The 19,743-nt window shown below is 38.8% G+C and carries 15 protein-coding genes and 5 tRNA genes; 2 read left to right on the top strand and 18 right to left on the bottom strand.

Annotated features, from left to right (window positions below; all coding sequences use genetic code 11):
* Positions 1-123: 123 nt before the first annotated feature.
* The 15 genes from rpoC to K0A91_RS01280 form a co-directional block, all read right to left on the bottom strand.
* Entirely contained in the window at positions 124-4,641 is a 4,518-nt protein-coding gene (gene rpoC, locus K0A91_RS01350) for a DNA-directed RNA polymerase subunit beta' (protein ID WP_295007393.1), read from the bottom strand.
* Entirely contained in the window at positions 4,634-8,779 is a 4,146-nt protein-coding gene (gene rpoB / locus K0A91_RS01345) for a DNA-directed RNA polymerase subunit beta (RefSeq protein ID WP_295007391.1), read from the bottom strand. Before rpoB ends, rpoC begins: the two co-directional genes overlap by 8 nt.
* Before the next feature lie 228 nt (positions 8,780-9,007).
* The gene (gene rplL, locus K0A91_RS01340; RefSeq protein WP_295007389.1) at positions 9,008-9,379 is read right to left on the bottom strand and encodes a 50S ribosomal protein L7/L12; all 372 of its coding nucleotides are present in this window, start codon (positions 9,377-9,379) and stop codon (positions 9,008-9,010) included.
* A gap of 179 nt (positions 9,380-9,558) precedes the next feature.
* The gene (gene rplJ, locus K0A91_RS01335) at positions 9,559-10,044 is read right to left on the bottom strand and encodes a 50S ribosomal protein L10 (RefSeq protein ID WP_295007387.1); all 486 of its coding nucleotides are present in this window, start codon (positions 10,042-10,044) and stop codon (positions 9,559-9,561) included.
* Positions 10,045-10,197: 153 nt separating this feature from the next.
* Complete coding sequence (gene rplA / locus K0A91_RS01330; protein WP_295007385.1) at positions 10,198-10,890, bottom strand: 50S ribosomal protein L1; 693 nt, start codon at positions 10,888-10,890, stop codon at positions 10,198-10,200.
* Between the two features lie 66 nt (positions 10,891-10,956).
* Positions 10,957-11,382, bottom strand: coding sequence for a 50S ribosomal protein L11 (gene rplK / locus K0A91_RS01325; RefSeq protein ID WP_295007383.1), 426 nt, complete (start codon positions 11,380-11,382; stop codon positions 10,957-10,959).
* Between the two features lie 167 nt (positions 11,383-11,549).
* On the bottom strand, positions 11,550-12,092 hold the full coding sequence (gene nusG / locus K0A91_RS01320) for a transcription termination/antitermination protein NusG (protein ID WP_295007611.1): 543 nt from the start codon (positions 12,090-12,092) through the stop codon (positions 11,550-11,552).
* Positions 12,093-12,101: 9 nt separating this feature from the next.
* Positions 12,102-12,281, bottom strand: a complete 180-nt coding sequence (gene secE, locus K0A91_RS01315; protein WP_295007380.1) for a preprotein translocase subunit SecE — start codon at positions 12,279-12,281, stop codon at positions 12,102-12,104.
* A 61-nt stretch (positions 12,282-12,342) separates the two neighbouring features.
* Positions 12,343-12,419: transfer RNA gene (locus K0A91_RS01310), tRNA-Trp, on the bottom strand.
* Positions 12,420-12,473: 54 nt separating this feature from the next.
* Entirely contained in the window at positions 12,474-12,626 is a 153-nt protein-coding gene (gene rpmG, locus K0A91_RS01305; protein ID WP_295007378.1) for a 50S ribosomal protein L33, read from the bottom strand.
* A gap of 44 nt (positions 12,627-12,670) precedes the next feature.
* Positions 12,671-13,870, bottom strand: coding sequence for an elongation factor Tu (tuf, locus tag K0A91_RS01300; RefSeq protein WP_295007376.1), 1,200 nt, complete (start codon positions 13,868-13,870; stop codon positions 12,671-12,673).
* Positions 13,871-13,960: 90 nt separating this feature from the next.
* A tRNA-Thr gene (locus tag K0A91_RS01295) sits at positions 13,961-14,035 on the bottom strand.
* Between the two features lie 170 nt (positions 14,036-14,205).
* Positions 14,206-14,282, bottom strand: a tRNA-Gly gene (locus K0A91_RS01290).
* Between the two features lie 14 nt (positions 14,283-14,296).
* Positions 14,297-14,381, bottom strand: a tRNA-Tyr gene (locus tag K0A91_RS01285).
* 57 nt (positions 14,382-14,438) lie between these two features.
* Positions 14,439-14,515: transfer RNA gene (locus K0A91_RS01280), tRNA-Thr, on the bottom strand.
* A 150-nt stretch (positions 14,516-14,665) separates the two neighbouring features.
* On the opposite strand from K0A91_RS01280, the gene K0A91_RS01275 reads away from it, so the two are divergent.
* A complete protein-coding gene (locus K0A91_RS01275) occupies positions 14,666-15,394 on the top strand; it encodes a YaaA family protein (RefSeq protein ID WP_295007374.1) in 729 nt (242 codons plus the stop codon).
* 13 nt (positions 15,395-15,407) lie between these two features.
* Here the strand turns inward: K0A91_RS01275 and K0A91_RS01270 are convergent, their stop codons facing one another.
* The gene (locus K0A91_RS01270; protein ID WP_295007372.1) at positions 15,408-17,792 is read right to left on the bottom strand and encodes a heavy metal translocating P-type ATPase; all 2,385 of its coding nucleotides are present in this window, start codon (positions 17,790-17,792) and stop codon (positions 15,408-15,410) included.
* 218 nt (positions 17,793-18,010) lie between these two features.
* Between K0A91_RS01270 and K0A91_RS01265 the strand changes: the two genes are divergently transcribed.
* Positions 18,011-18,760, top strand: a complete 750-nt coding sequence (locus tag K0A91_RS01265) for an RNA methyltransferase (RefSeq protein WP_295007370.1) — start codon at positions 18,011-18,013, stop codon at positions 18,758-18,760.
* Here K0A91_RS01265 and K0A91_RS01260 read toward each other — a convergent pair.
* Both K0A91_RS01260 and K0A91_RS01255 read right to left on the bottom strand, forming a co-directional pair.
* Positions 18,750-19,244, bottom strand: a complete 495-nt coding sequence (locus K0A91_RS01260; protein ID WP_295007368.1) for a GNVR domain-containing protein — start codon at positions 19,242-19,244, stop codon at positions 18,750-18,752. The genes K0A91_RS01265 and K0A91_RS01260 overlap by 11 nt on opposite strands.
* A 299-nt stretch (positions 19,245-19,543) precedes the next feature.
* A complete protein-coding gene (locus tag K0A91_RS01255; RefSeq protein WP_295007366.1) occupies positions 19,544-19,702 on the bottom strand; it encodes a hypothetical protein in 159 nt (52 codons plus the stop codon).
* Between the last annotated feature and the right edge of the window lie 41 nt (positions 19,703-19,743).

Below are 19,743 nucleotides of genomic sequence, written 5' to 3'. Positions count from 1 at the left end.
GCTTATTTTAAGTATGATTTAATATATGGCGTTTCTAAGTGGGAAATAATAGCTGTTGCGTAAATCTGCGTCAAACTCTTTAGCGGGTGATGCAGCCTCTTTTTGAGGCTGCAAAAATTGGTTTTAATCTTCGTAACTTCCGAAAATGATCTCTTGATCTTTATAGATACCTGTTCCAACCGGAATCGTACGTCCGATAATAACGTTTTCTTTAAGGTCATTTAAATCATCTACTCTTGCGCTTACCGCAGCTTCTGTCAATACTTTTGTAGTATCTTGGAATGATGCAGCAGAGATGATACTATCAGCCGAAACTGCAGCTCTAGTAATACCAACAAGGAACGGCTCTGCAATCGCAGGGCGACCGCCTAATTTAATTATTTTTTCATTCTCTTGTGCAAATTTAGCTTTAGAGATTAAATCTCCCTCTATAAACTTCGTATCTCCAGACTTTACAATTTTAACCTGTCTAAGCATCTGAGTGAAAATTACTTCGATATGCTTATCAGAAATATTAACGCCTTGTGAACGATAAACCTGCTGCACTTCGCTTACTAGGTAGTTATAAAGTGCTTTGACACCCATAATACGAAGCAGCTCATGTGAAGAGATAATGCCCGACGTTAGTCTCTCTCCGGCATGAACAAAGTCGCCTGTATTTACAACAGGAGTATGAGATTTGTCAACAAAATACTCTTTTACAATTCCGTTCTCTGAAGAAACCATAATTCTTATTTTTCCGCGAAGCAGTTTTCCAAAGCTTACAGTTCCGTCAATTTCAGATATTAACGCAGTAGCTTTTGGACGGCGACCTTCGAAAAGCTCACTTACGCGAGGAAGACCTCCGGTAATATCGCTTGACTTTTGAAGCGCTTTTGGTGTTTTTGCAATTATATCTGCTACTTTTACCTTTGCTCCGTCTTCAACGTAAATAGATGTTTTTGGCTGAACTTGGTATCTTAAAAGCTCACCCTCTTCACTTGCTAAAACGATTGTCGGCTTGTACTCAGCAGGAATATGGTCGCTTATCATTAGACGAGTTTTGCCCGTCAATTCGTCATACTGCTCAGTAGCAGTAGTTCCGATAATGATATCCTCAAATTTAACAACACCGTTTGTCTCAGAGATAACAGGGTTTGAGTATGGGTCCCACTCTGCTATTACGATAGACTCATCGCTCTTTGGCTTAGCTATAACTGTTTTAGAATCAACAATAGCATCATCTTCTGCAACGATTATAGAGCCTCTAGCTATATAGTGACGTACTGCTTCACGATTGTTAGCATCTACAACAGTAGCAAAAAGCCCTTTTTCAGTCACTTCATAGCCTGGTTTAAGACCTTCAAATCTCTCTAAATAGTCACCTCTAAGAAGGAAATATTTAACAACGCCCTCCTCTTTAGCAATAGTTTTTTGGGTAACAGGAGCACCGTTTACAACTAAAACCTCAGAAGCGTACGGAATACGGCTTGGAACGTTCCAGCCATCTTTAATCGTCTCAACGATAGATTCGTGCTCTTTAACTTCAGAACCGCTCTCATAAGGGAAGTAATATTTTCCTTCAATCTGTCCGCCGACACCTGCCAACTCATTAGGTTTAGCGATTTCATTTTTACGTAGCACATAACGGACGGTATCTGTATTTGAAGATACACTAATAATTACTTCATCATGAACAGTTTGAATCTCAACCTTACCTGTAAACGGAGCTTTAATTTTAGGCTCAACCAAAAGAACAGCTGCATTTCTACGGTTTGCCACTATGTTTTTACCCTCTTTTGAAACATAAGTTTTAAGGTTGTAATAACGTATAAAGCCCTCTTTTTCAGCTACAACTTGTCTCTCTTGAGCAGTTGAAGATGCAGTTCCACCGACGTGGAATGTTCTTAGAGTTAGCTGTGTACCAGGCTCACCGATTGACTGTGCGGCAATAATACCGACAGCTTCACCTCTGCGCACAATATGTCCTGTAGCAAGGTTAATACCGTAACATAGAGCACAGATACCATTTTCACTTTTACATGTAGTCGGCGTTCTGATATATGCTATTTTAATTCCAGCCTCTGCTATAACTTTTGCACTAACTTCATCAAGTAGAGTTCCCTCTGCAAAAAGTATCTCGTTGCTGATTGGATCTATAATATCATCAGCCAATACTCTTCCGTTTAGTCTATCTTCTAGCGACTCGATAAGAGTATTTTGATCTTGAATATCAGATATTTCAATACCCTCGTGAGTATGACAATCATGCTCAACAATCTTAACATTTTGAGCAACGTCCACAAGTTTACGAGTCAAGTATCCAGCGTTCGCAGTTTTTAGAGCTGTATCGGCAAGACCTTTTCTAGCGCCGTGTGTAGAAATAAAGTACTCAACAACGTTTAGACCCTCTTTAAAGTTTGAGATAATCGGTGTTTCAATAATTTCACCGCTTGGTTTAGCCATAAGACCACGCATACCGGCTAACTGACGAATCTGTGCAGCCGAACCACGAGCTCCTGAGTCTGCCATCATGTGAATAGAGTTAAATCCATTCTTGTCAGTTTGTACAAGATCCATCATCTGAGTTGCAAGAGTATTGTTTGCATCAGTCCAAACGTCGATAATTTTATTGTATCTCTCTTGTTCAGTTAACAATCCAGCTTCAAACTGTTTTTGAATCTCAAAAACTCTATTTTTTGACTCGGTAATTTTAGCCGGCTTCGTATCAGGAACCTTAATGTCATCAATAGAGATAGAAACTCCAGACTCAGTAGCATGTTTAAAGCCCAAGTTTTTAAGTCTGTCCAGAAAACCTGCTGTAACACCGATGCCGCCATGTTTTTGAACATAATCTACAAGTTCATTTATAGCTTTTTTCTTCATAACTCTGTTCCAAAGTTCCGATGGAACAAAGTCAGGTAAAATAGCTTTAAGCAACATACGTCCTGCAGTTGTGTGGATTATTCTACCCTCATCTCTTGTTCTAACTTTTGCATGAATATCAAGAGAGTCATGCTCAATAGCAATCCTTACTTCATCAACGTTTGCAAAAAGTTTATTTGAGCCTTTTACTCCATTTTTCTCTAAAGTTATGTAGTAAATTCCAAGAACCATATCCTGAGAAGGTGTAGCGATTGCTTTACCTGAAGCAGGAAGAAGGATGTTCATAGATGCCATCATCAATACTTTAGCTTCTGCAATAGCAGCTGAGCTAAGAGGTACGTGAACTGCCATCTGGTCACCGTCAAAGTCGGCATTGAATGCAGCACAAACCAATGGGTGAAGCTGAATAGCTTTACCGTCAATTAGCTTAGGATGAAACGCCTGAACTGAAAGTTTGTGAAGCGTTGGCGCACGGTTAAGAAGAACCGGATAACCGTCAACTATCTCAGCAAGACACTCCCAGACTTCATTTGTCTTATCATCAATCATCTTTTTAGCGGCTTTTACAGTTGTTGCATAGCCTTTTTCTTCAAGTTTAGCAATAAGATGCGGCTTAAAAAGTTCTAGAGCCATTTTTTTAGGCAACCCGCACTCGTCCATTGACAATGAAGGCCCGACAACGATTACGGAACGTCCAGAGAAGTCAACACGTTTACCAAGTAAGTTTTGTCTAAAACGTCCCTGCTTTCCTTTAATGATTTCACTTAAAGATTTCAATGGACGCTTGTTTGCACCTTTTACAGCGTTAGCACGACGGCCGTTGTCAAAAAGTGCGTCAACAGACTCCTGAAGCATACGCTTCTCATTTCTTACAATAATCTCAGGTGCTTCAAGCTCAACAAGACGCTTTAATCTTTGGTTGCGGTTGATTACACGGCGATATAGGTCATTTACGTCTGAAACAGCAAATTTACCACCATCCAAAGCTACTAGAGGTCTTAAATCAGGCGGAAGAACCGGAAGAACAGTCAACATCATCCATGCAGGATTGTTTCCTGAATTTAAAAATGACTCGATAACTTTCAATCTTTTAGCAATGATTTTTGTTTTTGCCTCACTTTTTGTTAGCTCTATCTCTTCTTTAAGCTGAGTAAATGCATCAACTAAGTCAATAGAATCAAGTAAATCACGAACAACTTCACCACCCATACGAGCCCTGAAGCCCAGTTCGCCAAATCTTGATACCAGAGTACGATACTGCTCCTCATTTAAAACATCATATTTTAAAACAGGTGTTTTCGCTTCAGCATCGTAGTAAGCCTCTCCGCCTGACTCTACGATATACGCCTCATAATAGAGTACGCGCTCAAGGTCTTTCATTTTGATACCCAGAAGAGTACCGATACGAGAAGGTAGAGAGCTAACGTACCATATGTGCGCAACAGGAGTTACAAGTTCGATATGACCCATACGATTACGGCGAACTTTAGTGCTTGTTACTTCAACACCACACTTCTCACATATAACGCCTTTGTAGCGCATTTTTTTATATTTGCCGCAGAGACACTCGTAATCCCTAACAGGACCGAAGATCTTAGCACAAAAGAGACCATCGCGCTCAGGTTTTAGCGTACGATAGTTAATAGTCTCAGGTTTTTTAACTTCCCCGTGACTCCAAGACATAATCTTTTCAGGAGAAGCCAAACGAAACTGCAGTTGTTTTATGTCCGTTGGTCTTTTTTCTTCAGTTACTTCAATAGCTACTAATTTACTCATTGTCTTCTACCTCGTCAAAAATTTCTACATCAAGAGCCAATGCTTGAAGCTCTTTCGTTAATACAAACAGTGTCTCTGGAATACCAGATTCCGGAACTAACTCACCTTTTGTAATTGCTTTGTAAGCGCGAACACGTCCGTCAACATCATCAGACTTGATAGTTAGCATCTCTTTAAGAACAGCACTAGCACCATAAGCTTCAAGAGCCCAAACTTCCATCTCTCCAAATCTTTGACCACCGAACAGTGCTTTACCACCGACCGGCTGTTGCGTAACAAGAGAGTATGGTCCAGTTGAACGAGCATGTATCTTCTCATCAACCAAGTGGTGAAGTTTAAGAATGTACATGTAACCAACATTTACACGCTCTTTTATCTTCTCACCTGTTAAACCGTTATAAAGAACAACTTTACCATCAGTGTTCATCTTAGCTAATTCAAAAAGCTTCTCAAACTCAGCACTGTTTACACCCTCAAATATCGGAGATGCAAACTTAACGCCTTTTGACCAGTCACGAGCATATCCCAAGAATATCTCATCACTCATTTCGCCAATTACACGCGAAGCATTCATCATGCCAGCAACATCCGCGATTTCAATCATCTTAGCACGAAGATTTTCTATAAAGTCTTTCTGCTTGTTATCAAACTGCTCTTGAATTTGGTGACCAAGTTCACGACCTGCCATACCCAAGTGCATCTCTAAAACCTGTCCGATATTCATACGAGATGGAACACCAAGTGGGTTCAGACAAACGTCAACACTTCTTCCGTCTTCCATGTACGGCATATCAACCTCAGGAACAATTATAGAAACGATACCCTTGTTTCCGTGACGTCCAGCCATTTTATCACCGACTTTTAGCTGGCGTTTTGTGGCTATGTAAATTTTCACATACTTAACAACACCGTTTGGCAAAATATCATCTTTTTCTAAAATGTTGAGTTTCTCTTCATGCTCATCGCGGAAAAGTCTCTTCTCTTTTTGAAAATAGTTTTTAGTTTTGTTGTACTCTGACTGAATCTCTTCACTAAACGATTTTATAATTGCATTCATAGCAAAACGATTTACTTCAACCAAATCTTCACCGTTGATAGTATCTCCAGCTTTGTAATTCGTGTTGCCGATTTTGATATCAGCTATAAGGGGCTCTTTTGTAAGAAGCCTAGTAACTCTTAACATCTCCTCTTTATCTATCATAAGAAGTCTGTCATAGTGCTCGCGCTCTAAATAATCACGCTCCTCTTTTTCAAGCTCAAGCGTGCGAGAATCTTTGTCATAACCTTTTTTTGTAAAGATTTTAACATCAACCACAATACCCTCCATGCTCGGCGGACAGTATAAAGATTTATTAATAACATGTCCTGCTTTTTCACCGAAAATGGCACGAAGAAGTCTCTCCTCAGGAGTCGGTTTCACTTCACCTTTTGGAGAAACTTTTCCGACAAGAATCATACCGCCGGTAACAGTTGTGCCGATTTTAACGATTCCGCTCTCATCAAGATGAGCAAGCTCGTCATCTCTTACATTAGGGATATCACGTGTAATCTCTTCAACACCGTGCTTTAACTCTCTTGCTTCAACTTCTTTCTCATATATATGCACAGAAGTAAATGCATCTTTGCGAATCAGTCTCTCAGAGATAACAATAGCATCCTCGAAGTTGTAACCGTTCCAAGGCATGAAAGCGACCATAGCATTTACACCGAGTGCTAGCTCACCTTGATCCATATTTGGACCATCGGCAATAATTTGCCCTTTTTCTATTTTTTGACCAACGTTTACAATCGGCTTTTGCCCGAATGAAGTGTTTTGATTCGTACGAAGATTTTTTTGCAATGGATAGTAATCTATATAGATATCTCCATCCTCTTCGCCCATGACATAAATATGTTTTCCGTCAACTTTTTCTACAACACCCGACCTTTTAGCTTTAACACACTCCCAAGAGTCACGAGCAACAAGTTTTTCAACACCTGTTCCAACCATCGGAGCCTCATTTCTTATAAGCGGCACAGCCTGACGTTGCATATTTGAACCCATTAGTGCACGGTTTGCATCATCATGTTCTAAGAATGGAATCAGAGATGCAGCAACACCGACAACCATATGAGATGATAAGTCTGCGTATTCACACTCTAAAACTGGACGGTGAAGTATCTCGCCGTCTACTCTTGTTACAACCATTTTATCTATAAACTGTCCATCTCTGTCAAGTTTATTTGAAGCAGCAGCAATCTTTTTGCCCTCTTCTTGAGTTGCAGTTAGATAAACAATCTCATCAGTTATTTTTCCCTCTTTCATAACTTTATATGGAGCTTCAATAAATCCGTGCTCATTTACTTTTGAGTAAGTCGCAAGAGTATTGATAAGACCGATATTTTGTCCCTCTGGAGTCTCAATCGGACAAATTCTACCATAGTGAGTAGGGTGAACGTCACGAACTTCAAATCCTGCACGCTCTTTTACAAGACCGCCTTCACCAAGTGCCGATAGACGGCGCTTATGAGTTACTTCAGATAGCGGATTTGTTTGATCCATAAACTGTGAAAGCTGTCCGCCTGAGAAAAACTCCATAATTGTAGAAGTAATCATTTTTGAGTTGATAAGATCATGAGGCATAAGCTCATTCATTGGTCCACTCATTGTTGAGAGCTTGTCACGAATCGCTTTTTGCATCTTAATAAGACCGTTGTGCAACTCATTTCCTAAAAGCTCTCCGATTGAACGGATACGACGATTTCCTAAGTGATCTCTATCATCAATATGACCCAAACCGTTCTTAACTTTTATAACATATTTTACAGATTCAATAATATCTTCATGTGTTAAAACAGTTACATATTCAGGAGTATTAAGCCCAAGTTTGTGGTTCATCTTCATGCGGCCGACTTTTGTCAGGTCATATCTCTCAGGATCAAAGAAAAGCTGATTTACGAAAATTTTTGCAGCCTCTTTAGTTACAGGCTCGCCCGGTCTCATAACTTTATAGATACGGATTGCCGAGAGATCGTTCTCATCTTCAATATCTTCAGTCTGTTTTAACAGTTTTAGAGAATCAGCATCAGCATTAAATGCGTTAATGATTGAGCCATCAACACCCTCTGCCAAATCGTTCGCAACGCTAAAACTCTTAACGCCGATTTCGCTCATTTTTTTGAGCTTAGTCTCATCAATGCGAGTCATAGTGTCAAAAAGAACTTCACCTGTTTCAGGGTCAATAATCGGTTTTGCCAAACAACGGTCCATCAGTACCTCTAGTGGGTATTCGACTTCGCTAAGCCCATCTTCAATAAATTTCTGAGCTTTTTTGGCAGATAATCTTTTACCGGAAGTTAGAAGCACTTTACCGCTTTTGTCAATTAAATCATATGTTAATCTAGCTGAGTAATCATTTGGATTAAATGACATCAAAAATTTGTTGTCAACAATACTGATTTTTTGAATCGGATAAAACAATTTTAAAATATCTTGCTTAGAGTATCCAAGAGCACGGAACATAATTGTTACAGGAACTTTACGGCGTTTATTAATTCTCATGTAAAGAATATCTTTAGGATCATACTCAAAGTAGAGCCATGAACCGCGGTCTGGAATAATCTGACCAGTATAAATAAGTTTGTTGCCTGATGTAGTAGACTCTTCTTCTTTAAAGATTACACCCGGAGAGCGGTGAAGCTGATTTACAACAACTCTCTCAACACCATTAATAATAAACGATGTTCTCTCTGTCATCAATGGGATATCACGAACAAATATGCTTTGCTCTTTTATATCCTTTACACCTAATTTTTCTTTTGTGTTTTCATCTCTGTCCCATAGAACAAGACGAGTTTTCATTCTTAAGCTAACTGCATAAGTCAGACCACGCTCCATACACTCTCTTACAGTATATTTTGGCTTGCCTACTTCACTGTCAATATACTCGACTGTGAGTCTATTTTGAGTGTCATGAATAGGGAAAACAGATTGAAATACTGTCTCAACACCGCTTTGTGATCTATCTTTTTCATCAAGCATTAAAAACTTGTTATATGAACTTTGCTGTAGTTGCAGTAGATTCGGTACTTCTATTTGTTGAGGGGTTTTAGCGAAGTCTACACGAAGACGATTTCCGGAATATAAAGTATTTAACATTGGCTACCTCGATGAGTTGTTATTAAGACTTAATCATAAAGATTAAGATATCGTACCTAGGCGTCCCTAGATGATTTTTTAGCTCTAAAAATTAGAGCTATTTTTACAGTGCTTATAAACGACGCAAGGGCACTTTTACGAAGAGATTCATATCCATTCGTAAAAGCGCCCAAAATTCGTGACTTCAGAGAAAAAAATTCTCTAAAAGTCACGACCGAGTAGCAGAAATTATTTAACTTCTACTTTTGCACCAGCTTCTTCAAGCTCTTTCTTAGCGTTCATAGCTGTTTCTTTATCTACGCCCTCTTTGATTGTAGAAGGTACGTTTTCTGTTGCATCTTTAGCTTCTTTTAGTCCAAGACCAGTAAGAGCACGAACAACTTTAATTACGTTGATTTTCTTATCACCTGCATCAAGGATAACAACATTGAATTCTGTTTGCTCTTCAGCAGCAGCTCCAGCAGCTACAGCACCACCAGCCATTGCAACAGGCTGTGCAGATACGCCGAATTTCTCTTCAAACTCTTTTACCAATTCAGAAAGTTCTAGTACAGAAAGTCCTGAAATAAACTCTAATACATCTTCTTTAGTTATAGCCATAATATTTTTCCTTAAATTTATTGCATAAATTCAAGGGAACCTTAACATCTATTTGTACGCCCAAAGAAGTAATTCTTTGAGCTACGCTAACGCTAAGTTTCCCTCGTGCGAGAAGCTCATCGCACTTGTGCGATTATATCCCAAATTAATCTGATAAATCAGATAACCTAAAAAGTGGACTATGCCACTTCTTCCTCTTTTTTTTGTCTTAACGCGTCAAGCCCGATTGTAAAACATGTAACTGGCGCCATCCAAGTAGCAGCAAGCATAGCAAGTAGTTCTTCACGACCAGGAAGTTTAGCAAACGCTTCAACTTTTGCAGCACTAGCCGGTTCACGGTCAATATAAGCAGACTTGATAACGAATTTATCGTTATCTTTAGCAAAATCTGATGCAACTTTTGAAGCAGAAACAGAATCTGCGCCCCACACTAGTATATTAGTGTCTTTTAGTTCAACACCTGCGAGTTCAGCATTGCTTAGCGCAATTGTTGCTAAAGTATTTTTAACAACTTGAACTTTTGCCTCTTTTTCACGAGCCATCTTTCTTAGTTTTTCAAGGTTAGAAACAGTCAAACCCTTGTAATCACAGAAGATTACACTTTGAGCGTCCTTAAATTCATTAGAAAGCACTTCAATAATTTCAGCTTTTTGTGTTTTTGTCATAGAATATCTCCTTTCCAGACAACACTTCAACAGGAGTACCGATAAAAATCAGTAGATTAAGCTCTCGCTCCTATATCTTCAGTCCATAAAATGCAGTTACCAAAGTAGTAACTTGATAGTGCTTTACGAATAAAGCACTAAAAATTACCGTTTTTACTTAAGGTCAGCCAATTGCACAACATCAAGCTTTACAGCTGGGCTCATAGTTAAACTAAGCGCGCAGTTTTTAATATAGCGGCCTTTAGCAGATGCCGGCTTGTGTCTGTTGATTGCTTTAACAAATGTAACAAAGTTTTCAGCAATTTTATCTGCGGCAAAACTTGCTTTGCCGATACCTGCATGTATATTTCCTTTTTTATCAACACGGAAATTTACCTGACCACCTTTTACATTTTTAACAGCTGTTGCAACATCTGGAGTTACAGTACCTGTTTTAGGATTCGGCATCATACCTTTTGGCCCCAAAATACGACCTATTTGACCAACAAGTCCCATACAATCCGGTGCAGCAACAACGATATCGAAGTTAAAAATACCATCTTTGATTTGCTGTACTAAATCATCAGTACCAACAATATCAGCACCCGCTGCTTTTGCTTCATCAGCTTTAACGCCCTTAGCAAAAACTGCAACACGAACAGTTTTACCAGTTCCGTGAGGAAGAACGATAGCACCACGAATCATCTGATCTGCGTGTCTTGGATCTACGTTTAAGTTTAATGCAACTTCGACAGTTTCGTCAAATTTTGCACTTACTAAATCTTTTACAAGGCTTGATGCTTCCTCAACGCTATAAGCTTTTGCTGCATCAATTTTTTCTGTTAATTGTTTGTATCTTTTACTCATTTATGAAATTCTCCTTTGAAATTCTGCCACAAAGTTTTATATCACTGTGGTCGATGATATTTGTTTTTAGTCTATTACTTCAATACCGATAGAACGTGCTGAACCTGCAATTGTTTTAGCTGCAGCTTCTTTGTCATCAGTATTCAAATCTTCGATTTTTCTGTTTACAACTTCCATTAACTGAGCACGAGTAATCTTAGCCACTTTATTTTTAAGTGGGTTACTTGAACCGCCTTTGAGTCCTGCAGCATGCATTAATAGTGCAGATGCCGGTGGCTGTTTTACAATAAAAGTAAAGCTTTTATCAGTATAAACTGTGATAACAACAGGAACTTTAAATCCCATCTTATCTTTTGTTTTCTCATTGAACGCTTTTGTAAATTCCATGATGTTAACACCACGCTGTCCAAGAGCAGGTCCAACTGGAGGTGCAGGTGTTGCTTTGCCAGCTTCGATTTGTAGCTTGATGTAGCCCATTATTTTTTTTGCCATCTTTTTTTCCTTTTTATTATTTTACTTAACGCAATCTGAACAGAGTCCAGCTTGCTACGCTAACGCTAAGTTTTCTTTAGCAGAATGCTCGCGCGACTAGTCGCTTTAAACTACGCTAACATTAAATTTTTATAGAAAAATCTAAAGTTAGCGTAGTTTATTCCTAATTAAATTATTTTTTCAACTTGGGTATAAGAGATATCAACTGGAGTTGCTCTACCGAAAATTGAAACATTAAGCTTTAGAGTTCCGTGCTCTAAATCATACTCATCTACAGTTGCCGTAAAGTTTGCAAACGGTCCATCCGTAATGCGCACAGTTTCACCGCTGTCAAAAAATACTTTTGGCTTAGGTGCTGCACGATTTGAGACGCGATCCAAGATCACATTTATATCATGTTCGCTTAACGGTGTAGGCGTATTAGCCTCACCGATAAATCCAGACACTTTCGGTATGGTCTGGATTAGGTGTTGTATTTCTGTATTTAAATCTATTCTTGCAAAAACATAACCGGAGTAAAGAGATCTCTCAGAAATTTTTTTCTTGCCATCTTTTACTTCAATGAGATCTTCCGTAGGAACAATAACATCAGTTATTCTATCCTGTAATTTCATCTCTTCTATCATATTTAAAATTGCCAAACGAACAGTTCTTTCATTTCCATATGTTTGTATAGAGTACCATTGATGATTGCTTTTTTTATTCTCCATTGCCACCCCTTATCCTAAGATTGCAGACATAATTGACGACATAGCTAAATCAACTAGAGCTAAAAATGCAGCTATAACTGCTACTACAATTAGAACTGAGATATAAGCTTGTTTAACCTGACCTTTGGTAGGAAAAATAACTTTGCTTAACTCTAACTTTGCATTCTTTATATGTGTACCTAAATTCATTTAACTTTCCTAATAGTCATTAATTACAGATAAAGCTCCATAGCTTTACAAATAATTAATGTGGCAGGCGTAGAGAGATTCGAACTCCCAACACCCGGATTTGGAATCCGGTGCTCTAACCGTTGGAGCTACACGCCTATTTTAAACAAAAAAAAGCCAAGTCAAAAGACTTAAGCTTAAATTGCAACTATATTAGAGTTTCATCTCTTTGTGAACTGTATGCTCACGACAAAACTTACAATATTTCTTTGCTGAAAATTTTTCAGTGTGAATTTTTTTGTTTTTAGTTGTGTGGTAGTTACGACGAGTACACTTCTCACATCCTAAATGTATTGCTTCTCTCATGTTATTAACCTTTTAAAGGATTTTGCAAACTCGGAAAATCCGAATTATGCAATAATCTCAGCTACAACACCGGCACCAACAGTACGTCCACCCTCACGGATAGCGAACTTAGTACCTTTTTCCATAGCGATTGGGTGAATTAGTTCAACATTAATGCTTACATTGTCACCTGGCATAACCATCTCAGTACCCTCAGGTAGAGAAATTGCACCTGTAACGTCTGTTGTACGTACATAGAACTGTGGACGGTAGTTAGTAAAGAATGGAGTATGACGACCACCCTCTTCCTTGCTTAGTACGTAAATCTCAGCTGTAAATTTAGTGTGAGGATTGATAGTACCTGGCTTACAAAGAACTTGACCACGCTCAACATCATCCTTACCGATACCACGAACAAGAATACCGCAGTTGTCTCCTGCCAAACCTTGATCCATCTCTTTACGAAACATCTCAATACCCGTTACAGTAGTTTTTTGAGTATCACGGATACCTACGATTTCGATGTTGTCACCAATTTTAACTGTACCACGTTCGATACGGCCAGTTACAACTGTACCACGTCCAGAGATTGAGAAAACATCCTCAACCGGCATTAGGAAATCTTTATCAGTTTCACGAGTCGGCTCTGGGATATACTCATCTACGGCGGCCATAAGTTTTTGAATTTTAGCTGACCACTCACCAAGAGTACCACTTTTTGCTTCTTCAAGAGCTTTAAGAGCTGATCCAGCTATGATAGGAGTATCGTCACCTGGGAAGTCATACATGTCAAGAAGTTCACGGATTTCCATCTCAACTAATTCTAATAATTCTTCATCGTCAACCATATCTTCTTTGTTCATGAAAACAACAAGGTAAGGAACACCAACTTGCTTAGAAAGAAGAATATGCTCACGTGTTTGTGGCATCGGGCCGTCAGCTGCAGAAACAACCAAAATAGCGCCGTCCATTTGTGCAGCACCAGTAATCATGTTTTTAACATAGTCCGCGTGACCTGGACAGTCAACGTGTGCATAGTGACGATTGTTTGTTTCGTACTCTACGTGTGATGTTGCAATTGTAATACCACGCTCGCGCTCTTCTGGAGCATTATCGATTTGATCATAATCCATCATCTTTGCGCCGTTTGTTACTGCTAGAACCGCAGTAATTGCAGCTGTTAATGTTGTCTTACCATGGTCTACGTGACCAATAGTACCAATGTTTACGTGCGGTTTATTACGCGAAAACTTTTCTTTTGCCATAGTGTCCTCCGACTTAATTTGTGAATAGAGATGGAATTATACCCAAAAATTATTCAATTATTGCTTAAATTTTACCTATACTTTACCTAATGGAGCTCACGAGCGGATTTGAACCGCCGACCTCTTCCTTACCAAGGAAGTGCTCTACCCCTGAGCCACGAGAGCAAAGTGAAGAAGTACAATGAAATAAAAAAGCAATAATTGCATAATTTTTTTATTATATTTTAAATATCAGATTATTTTGTGTAGATAATTATGTATATATTCATAAAATATAAACAATAATTTTTAGTATGAAGTAGGTTGAAATTGTACTTCAGCTTCCAGAGTTTCAATGGAGCGGGTGAAGGGACTCGAACCCTCGACCCTCAGCTTGGAAGGCTGACGCTCTAGCCAACTGAGCTACGCCCGCATGTGCCATTGAAATGGTGGTGAGTGGTGGATTCGAACCACCGAACCCGGAGGGAGCGGATTTACAGTCCGCCGTCGTTGGCCACTTGACTAACTCACCATACATATATAAATATTTTATCTGGTCTAACACTGTTTCTAATATTCTCGAATTCAATGGTGCCGACACGAGGATTCGAACCCCGGGCCTGCTGATTACAAATCAGCTGCTCTAGCCAACTGAGCTATGTCGGCATCGAATTTGAGCCAGAATTATAGTGCAATATATTTTCAAAGTCAATAGTTTTTTACTAAAAGTTTTTAATATCTAGCTCTTTAGGTAAAATTAGCTATTATTTTTCACATATTTCTAATTTTATTTACTAGTACAAAGGTCACTTTTAGATGTTAAAAATACTATTTTCCCCTTCCGAGGGCAAAAAGAGCGGCGGAAATAAAAGTAAAAAAGAGCTATTTGGTTCCAATAGCGCAAGAGATGGTATACTAAATGAGTACAACGCTATTCTCAACAGCGGCGATGAGAATGCTATTAAAGAGCTATTTGGCTTTAAAAAATTTAGCGACTGCGAGCCATATATATGCGACATTTTCAACTCGCCTCTTATGTGTGCGGTTGAGCGCTATGACGGCGTGGCTTATGAGTATCTGGATTTTGACTCACTTCAAACAGAAGCAAAAGAGTATCTCAAATCAAATACAATCATATTCTCAAATCTTTACGGACCGCTGCTTGGTGGCGATACGATAGCTAACTATAAAGTAAAGCAAGGGAACAACATAGGCAGTTTTGTGCCCGACAAGTTCTACAAAGATAGATTTTCATATCAACTTGATCTCTATCTTGCAAACTGTGAGATTTTGGACTTGCGCGCTGGATACTACAACAAATTTTATGAAGTTAAAAAGCCCTATACCACACTGAAGTTTTTAAAGGATGGCAAAACTATCAGCCACTGGGCGAAGGCTTACCGAGGTTTGGTTTTAAGAGCGGTTGCGCAAAACAATATAAACTCTATGAAGGAGTTTATGGCTTTAGAGATAGAGGGTTTGAGTATTAAAGAAATCAAAGTCATAAAAAACAAGACTGAGATTGTTTATAATATAGCGAACTAAGAAGCTATTAATCCTATAGTTTTATTCCTCTAAGCCTAAGCGAGTTGGTAATTACCGATACTGAGCTAAAACTCATTGCAGCCGCTGCTATCATCGGAGATAGCAGCAGGCCAAAAAATGGATAGAATATCCCTGCTGCAATAGGGATTCCCGCAGCATTATAAATAAAGGCAAAAAACAAATTTTGTCTAATATTTCGCATTGTTGCTCTGCTTAACACTCTTGCTCTGACTATGCCTCTTAAATCGCCCTTCACTAAAGTAACACCGGCGCTCTCCATCGCAACATCAGTTCCCGTTCCCATGGCAATGCCGACATGTGCAAGAGCAAGTGCAGGTGCATCATTTATGCCGTCGCCTGCCATTGCAACGATATGCCCCTTTGCCTGAAGCTTTTTAATTATCTCTGCTTTTTGCTCAGGCAACACCTCAGCATGCACTTCATCTATGCCGAGTTTTCTTGCAACGATTTCTGCCGTGGTTCGGCTGTCGCCAGTTAGCATCACTACTTTTATACCTTGCTCGTGTAAATTATGAATAGCTTCTGCCGTGCTCTCTTTGATAGGATCGGTAATTGCAATGAAACCGACTGCTCTTGAGCCAACGGCAACCAACATAACAATTTTGCCATCAGAGCGCTCTATATCTGCTTTTTTTGACAATTCAACTGCGTTTATATTTAAACTTTCCATAAGTTTTGAATTACCGATGACAACGGAGCATCCATCTACTTCACCTGTTATTCCCATGCCACTTAAAGATTTAAAATTGTTAGATTTAACAAGCTCTACCTCTCTATCTTTGGCACCCTTTACTATAGCTTCTGCTAGCGGATGCTCACTCGCTCTCTCCAAGCTAGCGACCAAACGCAAGAGTTCATTTTCACTAATTCCGTCTTCTACATGTACATTGACTAGCGTAGGTTTTCCCTCTGTCAATGTTCCTGTTTTATCAACTACCAAAATATCAACTTTTTCCATTATCTCTAAAACTTCGGCATTTTTGATTAATACCCCGCTTGTGGCACCTCGCCCCGTTGCTACCATGATAGAGATGGGCGTAGCAAGACCAAGAGCACACGGACATGCAATAATCAGCACTGCAACGGCACTGACGACAGCATACGCCAAACGAGGCTCTGGACCCCATATCCACCAGACAAAAAACGATATTATGCCGATACCGATAACAGCCGGAACAAAATATCCAGATACAATATCAGCTAGTTTTTGTATAGGTGCTCGGGAACGCTGTGCATGTGAGACCATATCTATAATTTGTGAAAGCAGAGTATCTGCGCCGATTTTTTGGGTTCTCATAAGAAGAGTACCGCTTGAGTTAATAGTAGCACCTATAACCCTCTCTCCTGCAAACTTTTTAACCGCAATCGGCTCACCCGTAACCATTGACTCATCTACACTGCTTTGACCCTCTGTAACCACTCCATCAACCGGAACTTTCTCTCCTGGGCGGACACGCAAAATGTCTCCGACTTGAACCTTCTCCAGCGCTATATCTTCTTCACTCCCGTCATCTCTAACTATCCGTGCCGTGTTTGGAGCAAGTCCGAGTAGGAGTTTGATTGCTGCATTGGTTTTAGAACGAGCGCGCAATTCAAGCACCTGTCCTAAAAGCACAAGCGTTGTAATTACCGCTGCCGCTTCAAAATAGACATGCACCAATCCATCACTCATCTGCATCATAGGAGGAAAGATATTTGGCACCAACAGAGCAACAACACTATAAACCCAAGCAACCAAAACACCTATGGTAATCAATGTAAACATATTTAGATTCATTGTTTGAACGGATCTATAACCACGCATAAACAACGGCCAGCCGCCCCAAAGCACAACAGGAGTAGCAAGTATAAACTCTACCCATTGAACCATTTTCATACTAAGCCAATGAGGCAAAAATGCAGGCAATAGGTCTGAAATCATTGCTAACGCAAACACCGGAATAGAGAGAGCCATACTAACCCAAAAACGACGACTCATATCTATGAGTTCTTCATTTTTATCTTCTACTGCTTTTGCGACAACAGGTTCAAGTGCCATGCCACATTTTGGACAGCTTCCCGGATGGTCTTGAATGACTTCTGGATGCATAGGACATGTGTATTCTGTTACATTTTCCTCTTTTATGTAAGACGCCTGTGTGCTTATGGGGCAGAGATTTTCATTAGTGCAGATTGGTTCTCTATCTGTTACGAGAGTGTCAGAACTCTCTTTTTTGAGATAATTTTGAGGATGAGCCTTAAATTTGACAAGACAGTGCTCAGAACAAAATCGGTAATCCTCATTTTTATAGCGGTATGAATATTTAGAATCAGGTGAAACATTCATCCCGCAAACTGGGTCTCTATGGTGCTTGTGCTCTTTATGTGAAGTAGTCATCGGTCATCCTTAATTAAGAGTGAGTCATCGAAATATTTAATTCGTTAAGCATATACTTCTTAGTGTGTAATAATTGTGTAATTCAAAAATCATATTCCAAATAACCGAAAGAAATGCTCTTGCGCTACAAGCTTGCATTACTAACAATTTATCCTCTAAACTATATCTAAATAAAACAAAATAGTGTAAAATTGCATCATAAAAATAAAAGGCAAGTTTTGCAAGATTCACAAGAGTACAAAAACAAAAAAGCATATTTCGAGAAGATAATTACGCTTTATGGCAGAAATGTCATCATAGAGGTTCTTCAAGATGAAAACATCGGTATTCATAAGCTCCACATGTCAAACTCTAACAAACCAGACGGTGCGGTAGAAACCATCTTAGGGCTTGCAAAAAAAAGAGGTATTGAGGTAGTTTATCACGATAAAAATGCGCTCAGCAGAATCAGCAAAAATGCAAAACAAGACCAAGGCGTGGCGATTGACATCATTGCTTCCTCCTACCAAAGCGCAAATGAGATAAAAAATTTAAAAAGTTTCAAACTCTTAGCTCTTGATGGCATCCAAAATCCTCAAAATCTAGGAATGATTATCCGTTCATGTGCCGCCGGATATATCGATGGAATAATCCTTCCTAAAAAAAGCAGCGCAAAAATCTCTCCGCTCGTCATAAAAGCGAGTGCAGGAACACTTTTTAAGCTCCCAATCTACTACTGCAATACGCTTGATGAGATTTTAAAAGAGCTAGAGGAGACAAAAATTTACCTGCTCTCTTCACATGCCAAAAACAGCATCTATGATTTGAAAAAAAGCGACAAATCTATATTTGTTCTTGGAAACGAGAGTGAAGGAGTCTCAAAAGAGATAGAAAAACTATGCAACGACTCGATAAGCATCCCGATGAACCGTGGCGTAGAGTCTTTAAACGTTGCCGTAACGGCTTCACTTATTGCTTTTATGCGCTAAGCTCCTTTGCCTTTTCATCTCTAAAAAAATTTAATAAAAACACCATAAATATAGACAAAACCAAACCGCTCACAAACGCAACAGCGACTATGAGTTTTTTCTTCGGTTTTATCGGATGCTCTTTAACTATAAAATCACCGACGACCTCGTTGTTTCTGATATTTTGCTCTGTAATGTTATAGTTTAGTTTGTCGATTTGCTCGTTTTGTTTAATCTTTTTGGACACCAACTCTACATTGATTTGATGTTGCAGTTTTCTTATACTCTCATTTGAGATATTCTCTTTTTCTCTTTGAAGATTTGGTATTGTTTGTGTTAAAATGACCTCTTTTTCTATTTTTAAATCCTCTATTTTGTTTTGAGAATTTAATATTAGGTTTTGATAGTTCACCATTTGAATGGATGCTATAGTTGATGATGCAACATCTTGAGAATTTTTGATATCACTATAAAGTTTATTTACTGATTTGGTGTACTCATCCAATTTCTTAGTGTGGAAATCAATCTTTGTCTTGATTGTTTTTAATTTAGAATCTTTTAAAAAATTTATCTCTTCATCAATTTTTACAATCTTTTGCTCTTTTAAAATTCTTATCTGCTCCTTGATATTTTTAATCTCAAAATCATCTATATTTTTGATGATCCTTTTTGTGTTTTCAATGCTGTTTTTTGTCTCTTTTATATATTGCTCTATTTTTGGCTGATATAAGTTTTTAATAAAATCAACAACCTCTTGGTTCTTTTTTAATGCCCCTTCGTTTGAGACTGCTTCTGTTCTTATCTCTATAAAGTTTTTAAGTTTTTTATTTGTAGAAATGCTTGTAACTTCAGAGACAAATTCATCTTTTGAAGAAGGTGCATATAACGGTTTATCCGGACACCTCTGTCGGTTTCATTCGGACAGTTGAAGAAGAGATATTTTCTGTGGCGATATTTTAGCATAAGTGTCCGAATGATTTTTTATTTCTCTTGGATTTTTTCTA

Origin of the sequence: Sulfurimonas sp., assembly GCF_019429335.1 — a bacterium.
Taxonomy (GTDB): domain Bacteria; phylum Campylobacterota; class Campylobacteria; order Campylobacterales; family Sulfurimonadaceae; genus Sulfurimonas.
This window is presented reverse-complemented; position numbering and strand designations above follow the sequence as displayed.